At 69.6% G+C, this 16,087-nt stretch carries 12 protein-coding genes and 1 pseudogene; 6 read left to right on the top strand and 7 right to left on the bottom strand.

What is annotated here, in order from left to right:
- Positions 1–331 precede the first annotated feature (331 nt).
- Positions 332–460 (top strand): annotated as a pseudogene (locus tag EDD92_RS23915) (thiamine biosynthesis protein ThiC); the annotation flags it as partial.
- A 154-nt stretch (positions 461–614) separates the two neighbouring features.
- On the opposite strand, the gene EDD92_RS23910 reads toward EDD92_RS23915, so the two are convergent.
- The 3 genes from EDD92_RS23910 to EDD92_RS23900 form a co-directional block, all read right to left on the bottom strand.
- On the bottom strand, positions 615–1,484 hold the full coding sequence (locus EDD92_RS23910) for a hypothetical protein (RefSeq protein ID WP_123966200.1): 870 nt from the start codon (positions 1,482–1,484) through the stop codon (positions 615–617).
- Positions 1,485–1,676: 192 nt separating this feature from the next.
- Positions 1,677–2,759: a metallophosphoesterase gene (locus tag EDD92_RS23905; RefSeq protein ID WP_123966199.1), complete on the bottom strand. Its 1,083-nt coding sequence runs from the start codon at positions 2,757–2,759 to the stop codon at positions 1,677–1,679.
- Positions 2,760–2,960: 201 nt separating this feature from the next.
- On the bottom strand, positions 2,961–4,073 hold the full coding sequence (locus EDD92_RS23900) for a LacI family DNA-binding transcriptional regulator (RefSeq protein WP_030938801.1): 1,113 nt from the start codon (positions 4,071–4,073) through the stop codon (positions 2,961–2,963).
- Between the two features lie 400 nt (positions 4,074–4,473).
- Between EDD92_RS23900 and hisC the strand changes: the two genes are divergently transcribed.
- Entirely contained in the window at positions 4,474–5,553 is a 1,080-nt protein-coding gene (gene hisC / locus EDD92_RS23895) for a histidinol-phosphate transaminase (RefSeq protein ID WP_123966198.1), read from the top strand.
- A gap of 7 nt (positions 5,554–5,560) precedes the next feature.
- Here hisC and EDD92_RS23890 read toward each other — a convergent pair whose 3' ends face one another.
- Positions 5,561–5,935, bottom strand: a complete 375-nt coding sequence (locus tag EDD92_RS23890) for a cyclophilin-like fold protein (RefSeq protein ID WP_123966197.1) — start codon at positions 5,933–5,935, stop codon at positions 5,561–5,563.
- Positions 5,936–6,144: 209 nt separating this feature from the next.
- On the opposite strand from EDD92_RS23890, the gene EDD92_RS23885 reads away from it, so the two are divergent.
- The 4 genes from EDD92_RS23885 (at position 6,145) to EDD92_RS23870 (ending at position 13,458) form a co-directional block, all read left to right on the top strand.
- Positions 6,145–7,653, top strand: coding sequence for a cytochrome ubiquinol oxidase subunit I (locus tag EDD92_RS23885; RefSeq protein WP_123966196.1), 1,509 nt, complete (start codon positions 6,145–6,147; stop codon positions 7,651–7,653).
- Positions 7,654–7,671: 18 nt separating this feature from the next.
- Positions 7,672–8,676, top strand: coding sequence for a cytochrome d ubiquinol oxidase subunit II (gene cydB / locus EDD92_RS23880; protein ID WP_123966195.1), 1,005 nt, complete (start codon positions 7,672–7,674; stop codon positions 8,674–8,676).
- A gap of 59 nt (positions 8,677–8,735) precedes the next feature.
- Positions 8,736–12,257 carry a thiol reductant ABC exporter subunit CydD gene (gene cydD / locus EDD92_RS23875; RefSeq protein ID WP_123966194.1) on the top strand — a complete coding sequence of 1,174 codons (3,522 nt, stop codon included), beginning with the start codon at positions 8,736–8,738 and terminating at the stop codon, positions 12,255–12,257.
- A gap of 142 nt (positions 12,258–12,399) precedes the next feature.
- Positions 12,400–13,458, top strand: a complete 1,059-nt coding sequence (locus EDD92_RS23870; protein ID WP_123966193.1) for a M23 family metallopeptidase — start codon at positions 12,400–12,402, stop codon at positions 13,456–13,458.
- 37 nt (positions 13,459–13,495) lie between these two features.
- Here EDD92_RS23870 and EDD92_RS23865 read toward each other — a convergent pair whose 3' ends face one another.
- From EDD92_RS23865 to EDD92_RS23855, 3 genes are all read right to left on the bottom strand, one after another.
- Positions 13,496–14,383 (bottom strand): HAD hydrolase family protein, encoded by an 888-nt coding sequence (locus EDD92_RS23865; RefSeq protein ID WP_185124111.1) that lies wholly within the window; start codon positions 14,381–14,383, stop codon positions 13,496–13,498.
- A gap of 76 nt (positions 14,384–14,459) precedes the next feature.
- Positions 14,460–15,371 carry an LLM class flavin-dependent oxidoreductase gene (locus EDD92_RS23860; protein WP_123966191.1) on the bottom strand — a complete coding sequence of 304 codons (912 nt, stop codon included), beginning with the start codon at positions 15,369–15,371 and terminating at the stop codon, positions 14,460–14,462.
- Between the two features lie 95 nt (positions 15,372–15,466).
- Positions 15,467–16,030 carry an RNA 2'-phosphotransferase gene (locus EDD92_RS23855; protein WP_123966190.1) on the bottom strand — a complete coding sequence of 188 codons (564 nt, stop codon included), beginning with the start codon at positions 16,028–16,030 and terminating at the stop codon, positions 15,467–15,469.
- Positions 16,031–16,087 lie beyond the last annotated feature (57 nt).

Genomic DNA, 16,087 nt, shown 5'->3' with positions numbered 1-16,087 from the left:
GTGGTGAGCATTGTCGTTGGGGAGCCGCGCAGGCTCGGAGTGCCCGGATCTGAGGCGAGGCTGCGGTTCGAGACAGAGCTCCAGGAACTGGGGTCGGCGCCGCGGCGCAGGCTGCTGGTGCTTGATGGGAAGCCCGCGTTCGAGCTCTCCATGTGGTGTGGGACGTGTCCGTTCCTGTTTCAGCGGCTCGAAGGGGCCAACGAGATGGCGCCCCTGCGCTCGCAGCCCAGCCTGAGCCGTGGAGCCCGGCCGGCCCGGTGACGTGGCTCACGTCCGAGTTCCGCTGCGCGCGCCGACCGTCGTAGGGAACGTATGGGCACCGATCCACAGATCGATGAAGATCTCCCAGGACATCCGCCGTGAACACGGCGGAAGCCGGGCGGAGATCGAGCAGGGCACGGCGGAGAAGTCGAAGGAGTTCGCGGCCGTGGGCAACAGGGTGTACCTGCCGATCGCGGACCATGCCGGTGTGAGTGGCTCCTTCGACGGGGAAGACGGTCCCGCTCTTCGGCGTGAGTTGCCGTAGGGCGGAGCCGTCGCGGGGTCCGTGTTCGGCTTGCGCTCCCCTGCGGGCCCTGGCGGGCCTTTCTGATGCGGGGGGCGCAAGCCGACGGTTACTCCGGCTGGTGTTCCGGGCCTCCGAAGTCCGGACTGGTGTAGTCCGGGCTGGTGAAGCTCGGGCGTGAGCCGGGGACCGAGCCGTCGTCCGGGCTGCTGAAGCCCGGCCGGTCGTAGCCGAGGTGAGGCATACGGCTGGTCGGCGTCGGCGGTGTGGCGCTGTGCAGCGCCGCGGCGGTGCCGGGGTCGGCCAGTGCCTCCCGGAGGAACGGCATGATGCCGCGCTCCAGGAGCGCTTCTCGCCAGGCTTCCCTGGCCAGGGCCACCTCCCCGCTCAGTTCGCCGTACGGTCCGGACTCGAGCGAGGGCTGGTTGCGCAGGGCGGTGAGCAGCAGCCCAACAGCGGCGACGAGGATCGCGGCCGCGGTCATGGCACCGAACACCCAACCGGCGGTGATCATGGTCTTGCCGAATACCTGTTTGGGTTCAAGCGACCTGATGATGTATCCGACGAGCAGGAAGATCACCGCGGCTGTTCCGGCGAGGACGGGGGTGAGGACGGCGGCGACGGCGACGGCGCCCGCGCCGGCCGGCTCGGCGGCCTCGCCGAGGGTGGTGGCGAGCCCCACCGCCGCCGCGCCCGGCTCCGCAGAGCCGGATTCACGGGTGGACGGCGGGGTGGACGGCGCCGGCTGGCGCAGTTCCTCGCGGACCTTCACGTAGTGCTGGTACTCGGCCGCCGCGGCCACCGTGATGAGGGCGGTGGCGTTGAGCGCCATCGTGCGCAGCTGTTCGGGGTTGAGCCGCTTGCCGACAGCGGCCAGTTCCGGGCGGTTTGGGGCGGAGCGCAGCGCCTCATCGAGGACCCGCTCGTACTCCTGGCGGTCCTCGCTCAGCAGGTGCTGCGGAACGCTGTTCATGTGCATCCCCCGATGCTCCGTAGGGCTTGGGGCTCGCATGCCAACGAGCCGTCGGGCAGAAACGGAGGGGAGCCTGCTACGGATAAGCCGATGGTAGAGCGGCGAAGGCACACGGTGACAGGGGGTTTGAAGAAATTGGGCCCTGGCCTGCGCCGTTTATCGCGATTCCTCCATGGGGGACGCCTGCCCTGTGAACGTTCAGATATCCAGCGGCAGTTGTTGGACCAGCAGCTTTCCGGCCATGGTCACTCCGCCGTCCATCGCGATGGCGAGGCCCTCGGCGTAGACGTGCGGTCCTTCGACCACGGGCCCGGCGCTGTCCTCGCCGTCCTCGGAGCCGACCTCGCCCAGCAGATACGGAATGGGGCTGTGACCGTGAACAATCCGCGTGCCGCCGTACGTACTCAGCAGGGAGCGTACGGCGTCTGCACCGCCCTCGTCGCGGAAGGAGAACCGCTTGGTGAACTTGCGGAACAGATCCCAGCACTCGTCCGCGTCGTTGCGCGTGAGCGTTTCGCGGACGGTGTCGTTGACGGCCTCGATCGAGTCACCGTAGTCGAGGTAGGCGGTGGTGTCCGAATGGACCAGCAGATAGCCGTCGACCTCCTCGATCGCGTCGAGGCGGGCCATCCACTGGAGGTGATGGTCCTGGAGGCGGTCCATGTCGGTCTTCTGGCCGCCGTTGAGCAGCCAGGCCGCCTGGAAGGTGGCCGTGCCCGCACCGGAGTTCACGGGGGTGTCACCGAACCGCTTGGCGCCCAGCAGCAGCAGTTCGTGGTTGCCCATGAGCGCCTTGCAGTAGCCGCCGGCCGCGGCCGCCTCCGCGGACAGGCGCATCACGAGGTCGATGACGCCGATGCCGTCCGGGCCACGGTCGGTGAAGTCGCCGAGGAACCAGAGCCGGGAGGTGCCCGCGCACCAGTTCCCCGCGGCGTCGATGAGGCCCTGCTCCTGGAGGGCGGCCACCAACTCGTCGAGATAGCCGTGCACATCACCGACGACGTACAGCGGGCCTGCGCCGTCGGTCTGCTGCGGGACGGGGAGGGATGAGGGGTCGACGGTCACCTGAAGCGTGTCACCGCGGTTGATGACCGGCAGGTCGCGCTCTGTCGGTGTGTACCCCTCCGGGTGGTCGGCCGGCTCCTCGACGGGTCTGGCGACGTCGCCGGGGTGTGTGCTGTGGCCGTACGGACCGGTCTCGTGGACATACGCCGGTACCCGGAAGTCGCGCAACGTCGCCGTCCGCTCCGTCTCGGGTCCCTGACCGGCCCCCTGAGTCATCAGACCCCTCCACCATCGCGCCGCATCTGCACCGCTTCGGACTGCCTGGTCGCAGCGGCCCGCGGTGTCGTGGGCCCATCATAGGAATGCCGATCGCGCCATGTGATGACCCAGGGGTGGTGAATCGGAGGAAGAGTCCAGTTCACCGCGGCTTTCGCCCCGATTGGGCAGGGCTTCGACCGCCTGCTGACGGCCTCTGTTCTACTCCTCTTCGGGCGAGCGCGGCGCGCTGACCGTCGTACGCGGCGGACGTCGCTGGGACGAGGTACGCACGATCAGCTCCGTCGGTATCACCTGCTCGACCGGTTGGTCCGATTCGACCCCCTCGATCGCGTCGATGAGGAGCTGCACCACAGCCGTGCCGATGCGGCGCGGCTTCAGTGAGAGTGTGGTGATGGGCGGTTCAGTGTTGGCGTACACGGTGGATTCGCTGCAGCAGACCAGAAGCAGGTCGTCCGGTACCCGCAGGCCGTAGCGGCGGGCCGCGGCGAGCAGGTCGGTGCCGTTCGGGTCGAACAGGCCGTAGACGGCGTCGGGCCGGTCGGGTCGGGCGAGCAGCCGGTCGGCGGCGACGGCGCCCGCGCACGGGTCGTGCGCCGGGTAGGCCTCGTACACGGGGTCCTGTCCGACGCGTTCGCACCAGCGCAGATACGCCGTGGTCGACAGGTGGGTGTACGTGTCGGTCGATGTCCCCGTCAGCAGTCCGATGCGGCGTGCGCCGGCGTCGGCCAGGTGGTCGAGGATGCCGAGCACGGCGGCTTCGTGGTCGTTGTCGACCCATGCGGTGACCGGGAGCGAGCCTGCCGGGCGGCCGTCGGAGACGACGGGCAGGCCCTGCCGTACCAGTTCGCTGACCACCGGGTCCTGGTCGGAGGGGTCGATGACGACCGTGCCGTCCAGTGCGACGTTCGACCACACGTCGTGGCGGGAGGTCGCGGGCAGGATGACCAGGGCGTAACCGCGGGCGAGCGCGGCCGAGGTGGCGGCGCGCGCCATCTCGGCGAAGTACGCGAACTCGGTGAAGGTGAAAGGTTCATCCCCGTAGGTCGTCACGGTCAGGCCGATGAGGCCCGACTTGCCGGTACGGAGGGTTCGGGCTGCCGCCGACGGGCGATAACCCAGCCGGTCGGCGACCTCGCGGACATGGCGCCGGGTGGCGTCCGGGAGCCGGCCCTTCCCGTTGAGGGCATCGGAGACGGTCGTGATGGAGACTCCGGCGGCGGCGGCAACGTCTCTGATGCCCGCCCGGCCCGGCCGGCTGCCTCGGCGTGAGGTTTCCGCGCGGCTCACCTGGTGCTTCCCTGCTGCTGTCATGGCGAGCCGATAGTAGGGCTCATGGAGTGGGGTAGGGCGGACGCATATGCACGCGTTGACAGGCACGTTTCTGCAAGGTCATATGCCATCAACTGCCTTTGAAACAAAGTCAGTTGAACGATCCAATGGAACTACGTGACTTGTCGGCGCGCATGGGCCTGCCAAGTCCCCGATGTTTCGAAGAGGTCTCAACTCACCTTGATGGGCGATGCGCGCCAGGGCGCGAGCCACCGGCGCGTAGATATATGTGACCGCGCCCCCCGGTTCGTCTTGCTACGGGTGGTGATGCCCCTGATGTGCGTGTGACGGATGAGGTCTGTCCTCAGCTGTACGCAGCGGCGCCGAATCCTCATAAGGTGAGCAGTATTGGAAGCCGGTGGTGGTCATGAGGAGGACTGCGGTGAGCGAGACGAGCCCCAAGCTGCGCGCCGAGCTGGAGGGTATCCCCACCTACAAGCCGGGCAAGCCTGCCGCGACCGGCGGCCCGGTGGCCTACAAGCTGTCCTCCAACGAGAACCCGTATCCGCCGCTGCCCGGTGTGATGGAGACGGTGACGGCCGCGGTCTCGTCCTTCAACCGCTACCCGGACATGGCCTGTACAGGCCTGATGAACGAGCTGTCGGACCGCTTCGGCGTCCCGCTCTCCCATCTGGCCACCGGCACGGGTTCGGTCGGCGTCGCCCAGCAGCTGATCCAGGCCACCAGTGGCCCTGGTGACGAGGTCATCTACGCCTGGCGGTCTTTCGAGGCGTACCCGATCATCACGCAGATCAGCGGCGCGACCTCGGTGCAGGTGCCGCTGACCCCGGGCGATGTGCACGACTTGGACGCGATGGCGGATGCGATCACCGACCGGACGCGCCTCGTCTTCGTCTGCAACCCCAACAATCCGACCGGCACGGTGGTACGGCGCGCCGAGCTGGAGCGGTTCCTCGACCGGGTGCCCCGCGACGTGCTGGTCGTGCTGGACGAGGCGTACCGCGAGTTCATCCGCGACAGCGAGGTGCCGGACGGTGTGGAGCTGTACCGCGAGCGGCCGAACGTCTGCGTGCTGCGGACGTTCTCCAAGGCGTACGGCCTCGCGGGCCTGCGGGTCGGCTTCGCGATCGCCCATGAGCCGGTGGCGGCGGCGCTGCGCAAGACGGCGGTGCCGTTCGGTGTGAGCCAGCTTGCGCAGGAGGCGGCCATCGCCTCGCTCCGGGCCGAGGACGAACTGCTGGGCCGGGTCGGCTCGCTGGTCTGTGAGCGCAACCGCGTGGTCGACGGGCTGCGCGCGCAGGGCTGGACGGTGCCCGAGACCCAGGCCAACTTCGTGTGGCTGCGGCTGGGGGAGAGCACGGTCGCGTTCGCGGCGGCGTGCGAGCAGCACGGCGTGGTGGTCCGGCCGTTCCCGGGCGAGGGTGTGCGGGTGACGGTCGGGGAGACCGAGGCGAACGACATCTTCCTGAAGGTGGCGGAAGGGTTCCGCAAGGAGCTGTGAACCGGCGTTAGCCGTCTACGACTTCCACGCGCACCGGGTCGCCGTCGCGGACCGTGGCGAGGAGCCCGGGGGTGCCGTCGAGGCGGCCCAGAACGTTGCACGGGCTCGCGAGGCGGCACTCGTCGCCTCGCGAGATCGGGGTGGGGCCGTAGGGGAGTGCCAGGGCGTCACCGTCGGTCCAGAAGGCGACGGTGCCGGGGTCCACGACCTGTCGGGCCGTTGTTTCACGTGGAACAGAGACGCCTGTGTCGAAATAGACCTCCTCGCCCCAGGTGCGGGCGGTGGAGGCGAAGGGCAGTGCCTGGGTGAGGGCCTGGGTGGTCGGGGTGTCGTCGAGGGTCGCGGTGAGGTGGCCGGCGGGCCACGAGATCCGTATCTGCACGGCAGACAATTCAACAAGATGTTGAAGTCGCTGCCAAGAGGGGTACCGAACGGCCCAAGCGGGACCCCCCTTCGAGCTTCGAGAATCAGTGCGTCATAATTGCTTGTGAATGTGAACGCGTTCACAAGCGTGCCCGGTTGCTCCAATGATGTGTGTGACATAAGGGGCAAACTGCCGCTGTACCACGGCGACCTAAGGAGACTGACGACGTGAACCTGGCTCTGGCGCCGGAGACGTTGGCGCGCTGGCAGTTCGGCATCACCACCGTCTACCACTTCCTCTTCGTCCCCCTGACGATCTCGCTCGCCGCCCTCACGGCAGGCCTGCAGACGGCCTGGGTGCGCACGGAGAAGGAGAAGTACCTCAGAGCCACCAAGTTCTGGGGCAAGCTCTTCCTGATCAACATCGCGATGGGTGTGGTCACCGGCATCGTGCAGGAGTTCCAGTTCGGCATGAACTGGTCCGACTACTCGCGCTTCGTCGGCGATGTCTTCGGCGCCCCGCTTGCCTTCGAGGCCCTGATCGCGTTCTTCTTCGAGTCGACCTTCATCGGCCTGTGGATCTTCGGCTGGGACAAGCTGCCCAAGAGGATCCATCTCGCCTGCATCTGGATGGTCTCGATCGGCACGATCCTGTCGGCGTACTTCATCCTCGCGGCCAACTCCTGGATGCAGCACCCCGTCGGCTACCGGATCAACAAGGCGAGGGGGCGTGCCGAGCTCACCGACTTCTGGCACGTGCTCACCCAGAACACCGCGCTCGCCCAGGCGTTCCACACGCTCTCCGCCTCCTTCCTGACCGGCGGCGCGTTCATGGTCGGCATCGCCGCCTTCCACCTGTTCCGCAAGAAGCACGTCTCCGTGATGAAGAGCTCGCTGCGGCTGGGGCTGGTCACCGTCGTCATCGCCGGTCTGCTCACCGCGATCAGCGGCGACACGCTCGGCAAGGTCATGTTCAAGCAGCAGCCGATGAAGATGGCTGCCGCCGAGGCGCTGTGGGACGGCCAGAACTCCGCGCCGTTCTCGATCTTCGCGTACGGCGACGTCAGCAAGGGCCACAACACCGTCGAACTGTCGGTCCCCGGACTGCTGTCGTTCCTCGCCGACGACAACTTCAACTCGTACGTCCCCGGCATCAACGACACCAACAAGGCCGAGCAGGAGAAGTACGGTCCCGGCGACTACCGGCCCATCATCCCCGTCACCTTCTGGGCGTTCCGCTGGATGATCGGCTTCGGCATGGCGTCCTTCGCCATCGGCCTGGTCGGACTCTGGCTGACCCGTAAGAAGTTCATGCTGCCGCAGCATCTGAGGGTCGGCGACGACGAGGTGCCGCATCTGGTCCTCTTCAGGAACAAGGCACTCAGCCCCAAGCTCAGCAGGCTGTACTGGCTGGTGGCGATCTGGACCCTCGGCTTCCCGCTGATCGCCAACTCCTGGGGCTGGATCTTCACCGAGATGGGCCGCCAGCCGTGGGTCGTCTACGGCGTCCTGCAGACCCGGCATGCGGTCTCCCCCGGCGTCTCCCAGGCCGAGGTTCTCACCTCGATGATCGTCTTCACCACGCTCTACGCCATCCTCGCCGTCGTCGAGGTCAAGCTGCTCGTGAAGTACGTCAAGGCCGGCCCGCCCGAACTCACCGAGGCCGACCTCAACCCGCCCACGAAGATCGGCGGCGACACCCGTGACGCCGACAAGCCGATGGCCTTCTCGTACTAGGCCGAGGGAGATCGAGTCATGGAACTTCACGACGTCTGGTTCGTCCTGATCGCCGTCCTGTGGACCGGCTACTTCTTCCTGGAGGGCTTCGACTTCGGGGTCGGCATCCTCACCAAGCTGCTGGCCCGGAACCGCCCCGAGAAGCGGGTGCTGATCAACACCATCGGGCCCGTGTGGGACGGCAACGAGGTGTGGCTGCTCTCGGCGGGCGGCGCGACCTTCGCCGCCTTCCCCGAGTGGTACGCCACGCTCTTCTCCGGCTTCTACCTGCCGCTGCTGATCATCCTGGTCAGCCTGATCGTGCGCGGTGTCGCCTTCGAGTACCGCGCGAAGCGGCCCGAGGAGAACTGGCAGCGCAACTGGGAGACCGCGATCTTCTGGACCTCGCTCATCCCGGCGTTCCTGTGGGGCGTGGCCTTCGGCAACATCGTGAGGGGCGTGAAGATCGACAAGAACTTCGAGTACGTCGGCACCTTCTGGGATCTGCTCAACCCGTACGCGCTGCTCGGCGGGCTCGTGACCCTCACGCTGTTCACCTTCCACGGGGCCGTGTTCACGGCGCTCAAGACGGTTGGGGACATCCGCGAGCGGGCGCGGAAGCTGGCGACGGTGGTAGGTCTCGTCACCGCCGTGGTGGCGCTGATCTTCCTGCTGTGGACGCAGGTCGACAGTGGCGACGGCAAGAGCCTGGTCGCGCTCGTCGTGGCCGTGGCCGCGCTGGTCGCCGCCCTGGTGGCGAATCAGGCCGGGCGCGAAGGATGGTCGTTCGCACTGTCCGGGATCACGATCGTGGCCGCCGTGGCGATGCTCTTCCTGTCGCTCTTCCCGAACGTCATGCCGTCCTCGCTCAATGGGGAGTGGAGCCTCACGGTCACCAATGCCTCGTCGAGCCCCTACACCCTGAAGATCATGACCTGGTGCGCGGCGATTGCCACGCCGATCGTCCTGCTCTACCAGGGATGGACCTACTGGGTGTTCCGCAAGCGGATCGGTACGCAGCACATCGCAGACGCTGTGCACTGAGTCCGAGTTGGGGCATGTTTCACGTGAAACATGCCCCTTGAGAAGAGGGTGTGTTTCACGTGAAACCGATCGACCCGCGACTGCTCCGATACGCCCGTGCCACCCGCCTCTTCATGGTGGCGGTCGTCGGCCTGGGCGTGGTCGGTGCGGCGCTGGTCATCGCTCAGGCGATGCTCATCGCCGAGGTGGTGGTGGGTGCCTTCCAGCACGGGATGTCGGTAGGCGAACTCCGCACTCCCCTGCTGCTGTTGGCGGCTGTCGCCGGTGGCCGTGCGCTGGTCTCGTGGCTCACCGAGCTCGCGGCGCACCGGGCGAGCGCGGCGGTGAAGTCGGAGCTGCGGGGGCGGCTGCTGCAGCGCTCCGTCGAGCTGGGACCGGGATGGCTGAGCGGGCAGCGGACCGGATCGCTCGTTGCCCTCGCCACCCGTGGAGTCGACGCCCTCGACGACTACTTCTCGCGCTATCTGCCGCAGCTGGGGCTCGCGGTGGTCGTGCCGGTGGCGGTGCTGGCCCGGATCGTCACCGAGGACTGGGTCTCGGCAGCGATCATCGTGGGAACCCTGCCGCTCATCCCGGTCTTCATGGTCCTGATCGGCTGGGCCACGCAGTCCCGGATGGACCGTCAGTGGCGGCTGCTGTCCCGGCTGTCGGGGCACTTCCTGGATGTCGTCGCGGGGCTGCCGACGCTGAAGGTGTTCGGGCGGGCCAAGGCCCAGGCCGAGTCGATCAAACGCATCACGGGCGAGTACCGGCTGGCGACCATGCGGACGCTGCGGATCGCCTTCATCTCGTCCTTTGCGCTGGAGCTGCTCTCCACGCTGTCGGTCGCGCTGGTCGCCGTGACGATCGGCATGCGGCTCGTGCACGGCGAGATGGACCTGTACACAGGCCTCGTCATCCTCGTCCTCGCTCCCGAGGCCTATCTGCCCTTGCGGCAGGTCGGCGCGCAGTACCACGCGGCGGCGGAGGGGCTTGCGGCGGCCGAGGAGATCTTCGCGGTCCTGGAGACGCCTGTGCCGGCATCGGGCACGGCGCCCGTGTCGGCGGGCGGTATTGCCTTCGAAGGGGTGACGGTTCGGTATCCCGGGAGGTCCGAGGATGCGGTGTCGGACGTGTCCTTCGCCGTCGAGCCCGGCGAGACCGTCGCGCTCGTCGGACCGAGCGGCGCGGGCAAGTCGACGCTGCTGAATGCCCTGCTGGGGTTCGTGCCGCCGGCCGAGGGGCGGGTGCGGATCGGGGGAGCCGATCTCGCCGAGGTCGATCTCGAGCAGTGGCGGTCGAGGATCGCCTGGGTTCCGCAGCGGCCGCATCTGTTCGCCGGGACGATCACCGAGAACGTACGGCTGGCCCGGCCCGACGCCGACGACACTGCCGTACGCCAAGCGTTGAGCGACGCCGGGGCGATGGGGTTCGTGGACGCGCTGCCCCGGGGCACCGAGACCCTGCTCGGGGAGGACGGGGCCGGGTTGTCCGCCGGGCAGCGGCAGCGGCTCGCGCTGGCCCGGGCCTTCCTCGCGGACCGGCCCGTACTGCTGCTCGACGAGCCGACGGCGGCTCTGGACGGCGCCACCGAGGCCGAGGTCGTGGAGGCGGTACGGCGGCTGGCGGTGGGGCGGACGGTGCTGCTGGTGGTGCACCGGCCGGCGCTGCTGGGGGTTGCGGACCGGGTGGTGCGGCTGGAGACGGCGGACATGGCAACGGCGCCTGAGGAACCCACATCGCCCGCCTCTTCCGTGGAGTCCGGAGCTGTGAGGTCCGATGCAACCCCCGTCGAGGCCGCCGACCCCGCCCCGGAGCAGACCGGGACGACCGGTCTCACGACAGGCACGCGCGCTGTCCTCGCCCGCGTCCGGGCCATGTCCGGCCCCCGGCGCAGCCGTCTCGCCCTCGCCCTGCTGCTCGGGAGCCTTGCGCTCGGCAGTGCCGTCGGGCTCATGGCCACCTCCGGGTGGCTGATCTCACGGGCCTCGCAGCAGCCGCCCGTGCTGTATCTGATGGTGGCCGTGACGGCGACGCGGGCCTTCGGTATCGGGCGGGCCGTCTTCCGGTACGCCGAGCGGCTCGTGTCGCACGACGCGGTGCTGCGGATGCTCGCCGACACAAGGGTCGCCGTCTACCGGCGGCTGGAGCGCCTGGCGCCCGCCGGGCTGCGCAGCACCCGCCGTGGCGACCTGCTCTCGCGCCTCGTCGCCGACGTGGACGCCCTGCAGGACTACTGGCTGCGCTGGTTGCTGCCCGCCGGATCCGCGGCGATCGTGTCCGCCGCGTCCGTCGGCTTCACCACCTGGCTGCTGCCCGAGGCCGGCCTCGCACTCGCCGTCGGGCTGGTGGCGGCCGGAGCCGGTGTCCCACTGGTCACCGGTGCCGTGGCCCGCCGCGCCGAACGCAGGCTGGCCCCCGCCCGAGGGGTGCTCGCCACGCGCGTGACCGACCTGCTCACCGGCACCGCGGAGTTGACCGTCGCCGGCGCCCTGCCGGCCCGTACCGCCGAGGCACGGCGCGCCGACGGCACGCTCACCCGGATCGCCTCGCGCGCCGCCACCGCCACCGCGCTCGGCGACGGACTCACCGCGCTGCTCTCCGGTCTGACGGTCGCCGCAACGGCCCTCGTGGGCGCTCAGGCGGTCACCGACGGGCGGCTGGGCGGCGTGACGATGGCCGTCGTCGTCCTCACCCCGCTGGCCGCCTTCGAGGCGGTCCTCGGGCTGCCGCTCGCCGTGCAGTACCGGCAACGGGTGCGCAGAAGCGCCGAGCGCGTGTACGAGGTTCTGGACGCGCCCGAGCCGGTACGCGAGCCGGAGCAGCCCCGGCAGGCCCCCGCCTCCCCCTTCCCGGTCGCCCTGAAGGGTCTGACCGCCCGGTACGAAGGGCAGGACCGGGATGCACTCGACGGCCTCGACCTCACCCTCCACCAGGGACGCCGGATCGCCGTGGTCGGGCCGTCCGGCTCCGGCAAGACGACGCTGGCCCAGGTGCTGCTGCGCTTCCTGGACCCGGACGCGGGCTCGTACACGCTGGCCGGCGTGGACGCCCACGCGCTCGACGGCGACGACGTACGACGGCTCGTCGGACTGTGTGCCCAGGACGCGCACCTCTTCGACAGCTCGGTACGCGAGAACCTGCTGCTGGCGCAGAAGGACGCCACCGAGGGCGACCTGCGCGACGCGCTCGCCCGGGCCCGGCTGCTGGACTGGGCCGACAGCCTGCCCGACGGGCTCGACACACTGGTCGGCGAACACGGGGCCCGGCTGTCGGGCGGACAGCGACAGCGCCTCGCGCTGGCCCGCGCACTCCTCGCCGACTTCCCGGTGCTCGTGCTCGACGAACCCGCCGAACACCTCGACCTGCCGACGGCCGACGCCCTCACCGCCGACCTGTTGGCCGCCACCGAGGGCCGCACGACGCTGCTCATCACGCACCGGCTCGCCGGCCTGGAGACGGTCGACGAGGTCGTCGTACTGGACGAGGGGCGGGTGGTGCAGCGCGGGACGTACGCCGAACTGGCCGCCGTACCAGGGCCGTTGCGGGCGATGGTGGAGCGGGAGGCCGAGACGGAGTTGCCGGCCGGAACGCCGTCCTAGCACGAGCGCAGCGCTTACGGTGCGGCAGGCGCCGTACCGACTCGTCACGATCCGTCCGTACTGAGCCATCCGGGGTGCTGCTTCCCCCAGGCGCAGGACTTGAACATGACCCGTCCCGGCCGGTCGGGCCACGATCGCTGACATGCGCTCATTCCGCCGTCATCCGCTGCTCCTACCGGCCCTGTTGTGTGCGCTCGTCGTCCTTGTGGCCCGGCCCACGGAGGCGATGGGTGTGGGCGACGGAGACGGGATCGGCAGCGGCATCAGTGCCCGGGTCGCGCAGCTCTACGAGGATGCGGCACTGGCGACGGAGCAGTACGAAGCGGGTCGCCAGGAGGCCGGGGCGCGGCGGGCGCAGGCCGAGCAGGCCCAGGCGCTGCTGGACGGCGAACGGCGGGAGATCGCCGGCCTGCACGAGGACCTGGGCAGGATGGCGCGCGCCCAGTACCGCACCGGCGGCGGTCTACCGGTGGCTGCGCAGCTGATCCTCGCGGACAGCCCCGACGCGTTGATGCGCAGCCAGCACGTCCTGACGCAGGCGAATCTGGCCCTGGCCGGTTCCGTCTCCCGCAGCCGCCGGGCCGAGGCACGCTTCGCCGCCGACGAGGCGAAGGCCAAGGCGGCTTGGCAGGCGCTGGAGAAACGGAACATGGAGCTCGCCGCCGTGAAGGACACGATCGAGCGCAAACTCGAGGAAGCGCGTGGGCAGTTGCAGGGGCAGGCGGAGGCCTCCGTCGCGGCCGGCAGCTGCCGCGGCTCCGTCCGGCTCCAACAGCCCACGAGGAACCTCACGCAACCGTGGGTCGCGCCCGTGGAGACGTACGAACTGTCCGCCGGCTTCGGCAGCGGCGGCGACCGGTGGGCGAACCGGCACACCGGACAGGACTTCGCGGTACCGATCGGCACACCGGTGCGGGCGGTCGGCGCGGGACGCGTGGTGAGCGTGTCCTGCGGGGGCGCCTTCGGCATCGAGATCGTGATCCAGCACCCGGGCGGCTACTACACCCAGTACGCCCATCTCGCCGCCGTCGCCGTCGACGAGGGCGAGCGGGTGGACACCGGGCAGTGGATCGGTCAGTCGGGCACCACCGGCAACTCCACCGGCCCGCATCTGCACTTCGAGGTGCGCGTCACGCCGCAGATGGGCTCTGCGGTGGACCCGGTGCCCTGGCTGGCGGCACGCGGCGTTCCCCTCGCATGACCGGCGCGACCAGCGCTTCCCGGATCACCACGGGCGGCTAACGCCGCTCCGCCAGCATCCGCTCGATGACGAGCGCCACCCCGTCGTCGTTGTTGGCGACCGTGCGGCCCGAGGCTGCGGCGATGACGTCCGGATGCGCGTTGCCCATCGCGTAGGACCGGCCCGCCCAGGTGAGCATCTCGACATCGTTCGGCATGTCCCCGAAGGCGACGACCTCCTCGTGCGAGATACCGCGCTCCGCGCAGCACAGGGCGAGCGTGCTCGCCTTGGAGACGCCCGGGCCGCTGATCTCCAGCAGGGCGCTGGGACTTGACCGGGTGACGTTGGCCCGGTCGCCGATGGCGAGACGGGCGGTGGTGAGGAAACCGTCCGGGTCGAGGGTCGGGTGGTACGCAAGGATCTTCAGGACCGGCTCGGCGGATCCGGGACCGTCGGGCGCCAGCAGGTCCTCGGCCGGCATGAGGTTGTCCGGGATCTCCATGTGCAGCTTCGGATAGTCCGGCTCCTGGTGGAAGCCGTACGTCTGCTCCACCGCGTACACCGTGCCAGGCGCCGCGTCGCGCAGCAGCCGTACGGCGTCCAGCGCGTTGTCCCGGGCCAGCTCCCGTACCTTCACGAACCGGTGGGCACCCGGGCCGCCGTGCAGGTCGACCACGGCCGCGCCGTTGCCGCAGATCGCCAGGCCGTGGCCGTGGACGTGGTCGCTGACGACGTCCATCCAGCGGGCCGGCCGGCCGGTGACGAAGAAGACCTCGATGCCCGCGTCCTCGGCGGCGGCGAGGGCGGCCACCGTGCGCGGGGAGACCGACTTGTCGTCCCGCAGGAGGGTGCCGTCGAGATCGGTGGCTATGAGCCGCGGCGCAGCGGCGGCGGCCGGGGTCTCGGGCTGTCGAGTCGCTGAGGTCACCCGCCCATTCTCCCGCATATGCCTGCACGGCCGTGCGGGAGTCCGCACATGTGAGTGGCTACCGTCCTCATCAGCACCGTCACAGCCCGTCCGCTCAGCCGAGCTGGGCCGCGGCCTCCATGGCGATCTGCTCGAAGACCTTCTCGTCGGCGGCGAAGTCGGAGTCCGGGACGGGCCAGTGGAGCACGATCTCCGTGAAGCCCAGCTCACGGTGGCGGCCCGCGAAGTCGACGAACGCGTCCAGCGACTCCAGCGGCCGGCCGCGGTCCGGGGTGAAGCCGGTGAGCAGGATCTTGTCGAGGCCGTTCACGTCCCGGCCGATCTCGGCGCAGGCGTCGGCCAGCTTCTCGGCCTGGCCGCGAATGGCTTGAACCGACTGTTCAGAAGTGCCGTTCTCGTACAGCCTGGGGTCGCCCGTGGTCACCCACGCCTGCCCGTACCGCGCGGCCAGCCGCAGCCCGCGCGGGCCTGTCGCCGCCACCGCGAAAGGCAGTCGGGGACGCTGCACACAGCCCGGTATGTTGCGCGCCTCGTGCGCCGAGTAGAAGTCGCCCTCGTACGACAGCCCCTCCTTGCCGTCCTCGGTCAGCAGCCGGTCCAGGAGCTGGACGAACTCGGCGAACCGGTCCGCGCGCTCCCGCGGGGTCCAGGGCTCCTGCCCCAGCACGGTGGCGTCGAAGCCGTTGCCACCCGCGCCGACGCCGAGGGTGAACCGGCCCGAGGAGATGTCGTCGAGGGAGATCAACTCCTTCGCGTACGGCACCGGGTGGCGGAAGTTCGGCGAGGTCACCAGCGTGCCCAGCCGCATCCGATCGGTGACGGCCGCCGCCGCGGTCAGGGTCGGTACGGCACCGAACCACGGGCCGTCCCGGAAGCTGCGCCAGGACAGGTGGTCGTAGGTGTACGCGGTGTGGAAGCCGAGCTGCTCCGCGCGCTGCCATGCCGAACGGCCGCCCTCGTGCCAGCGGCGGTACGGAAGGATCACAGTGCTCAGACGCAGACTCATGTCCCCGAGACTAAGCCGCCCCGGTGACAACGGACGAAACGGTCACCGTGCGCGGTCGCACGGCCACGCGCCGAGGGGGGGGCGGGGGCCGTGCGTCAGTGCGGCTGAGGGAAGCGCAGGTACTGAGGCGGCACCGCCTTGGTGAGCCACACCCCGTTCTCGCTGACGTGGAAGACGTGCCCGTCGCGGTGCATGGCGGCCGCGTCCACGGACAGCACGACGGGCCGGCCGCGGCGGGCGCCGACACGGGTCGCGGTCTCACGGTCCGGCGAGAGGTGTACGTCGTGCCGGTTCATGGGCCGCAGCCCCTCGGCGCGGATCGCGTCCAGGTTGCGGGCCACGGTCCCGTGATAGAGGTACGGCGGCGGGGTGGCCGGTGCCAGTCCGAGCTCGATCTCGACGCTGTGGCCCTGGCTGGCGCGGATTCGGGTGCCCTCGACGGCGAAGCGTTTCTTGTCGTTCACGGCGACGACGTGGTCCAGCTCCTCGCGGGTGATGCGGAAGCCGTGCGCGGCGGCAGCGGCGATCAGCACGTCGATCTCGACCCAGCCCGCCTCGTCGAGGGTGAGCCCGATCCGTTCGGGCTGGTGGCGCAGGTGTTTCGAGAGGTACTTCGACACCTTTACGGTGCGTCTTTCGTCCATGCGTCTTTCGTCCATACGGTCAGCATGACGGGAGAGACGTGGATCACGCAGATTATTTTGGGGGGTAGGTTT

Origin of the sequence: Streptomyces sp. TLI_185 (genome assembly GCF_003814765.1) — a bacterium.
GTDB lineage: Bacteria > Actinomycetota > Actinomycetes > Streptomycetales > Streptomycetaceae > Streptomyces.
The sequence above is the reverse complement of the archived record's forward strand: the minus strand, read 5'-3'. Positions and strand labels throughout refer to the sequence as shown.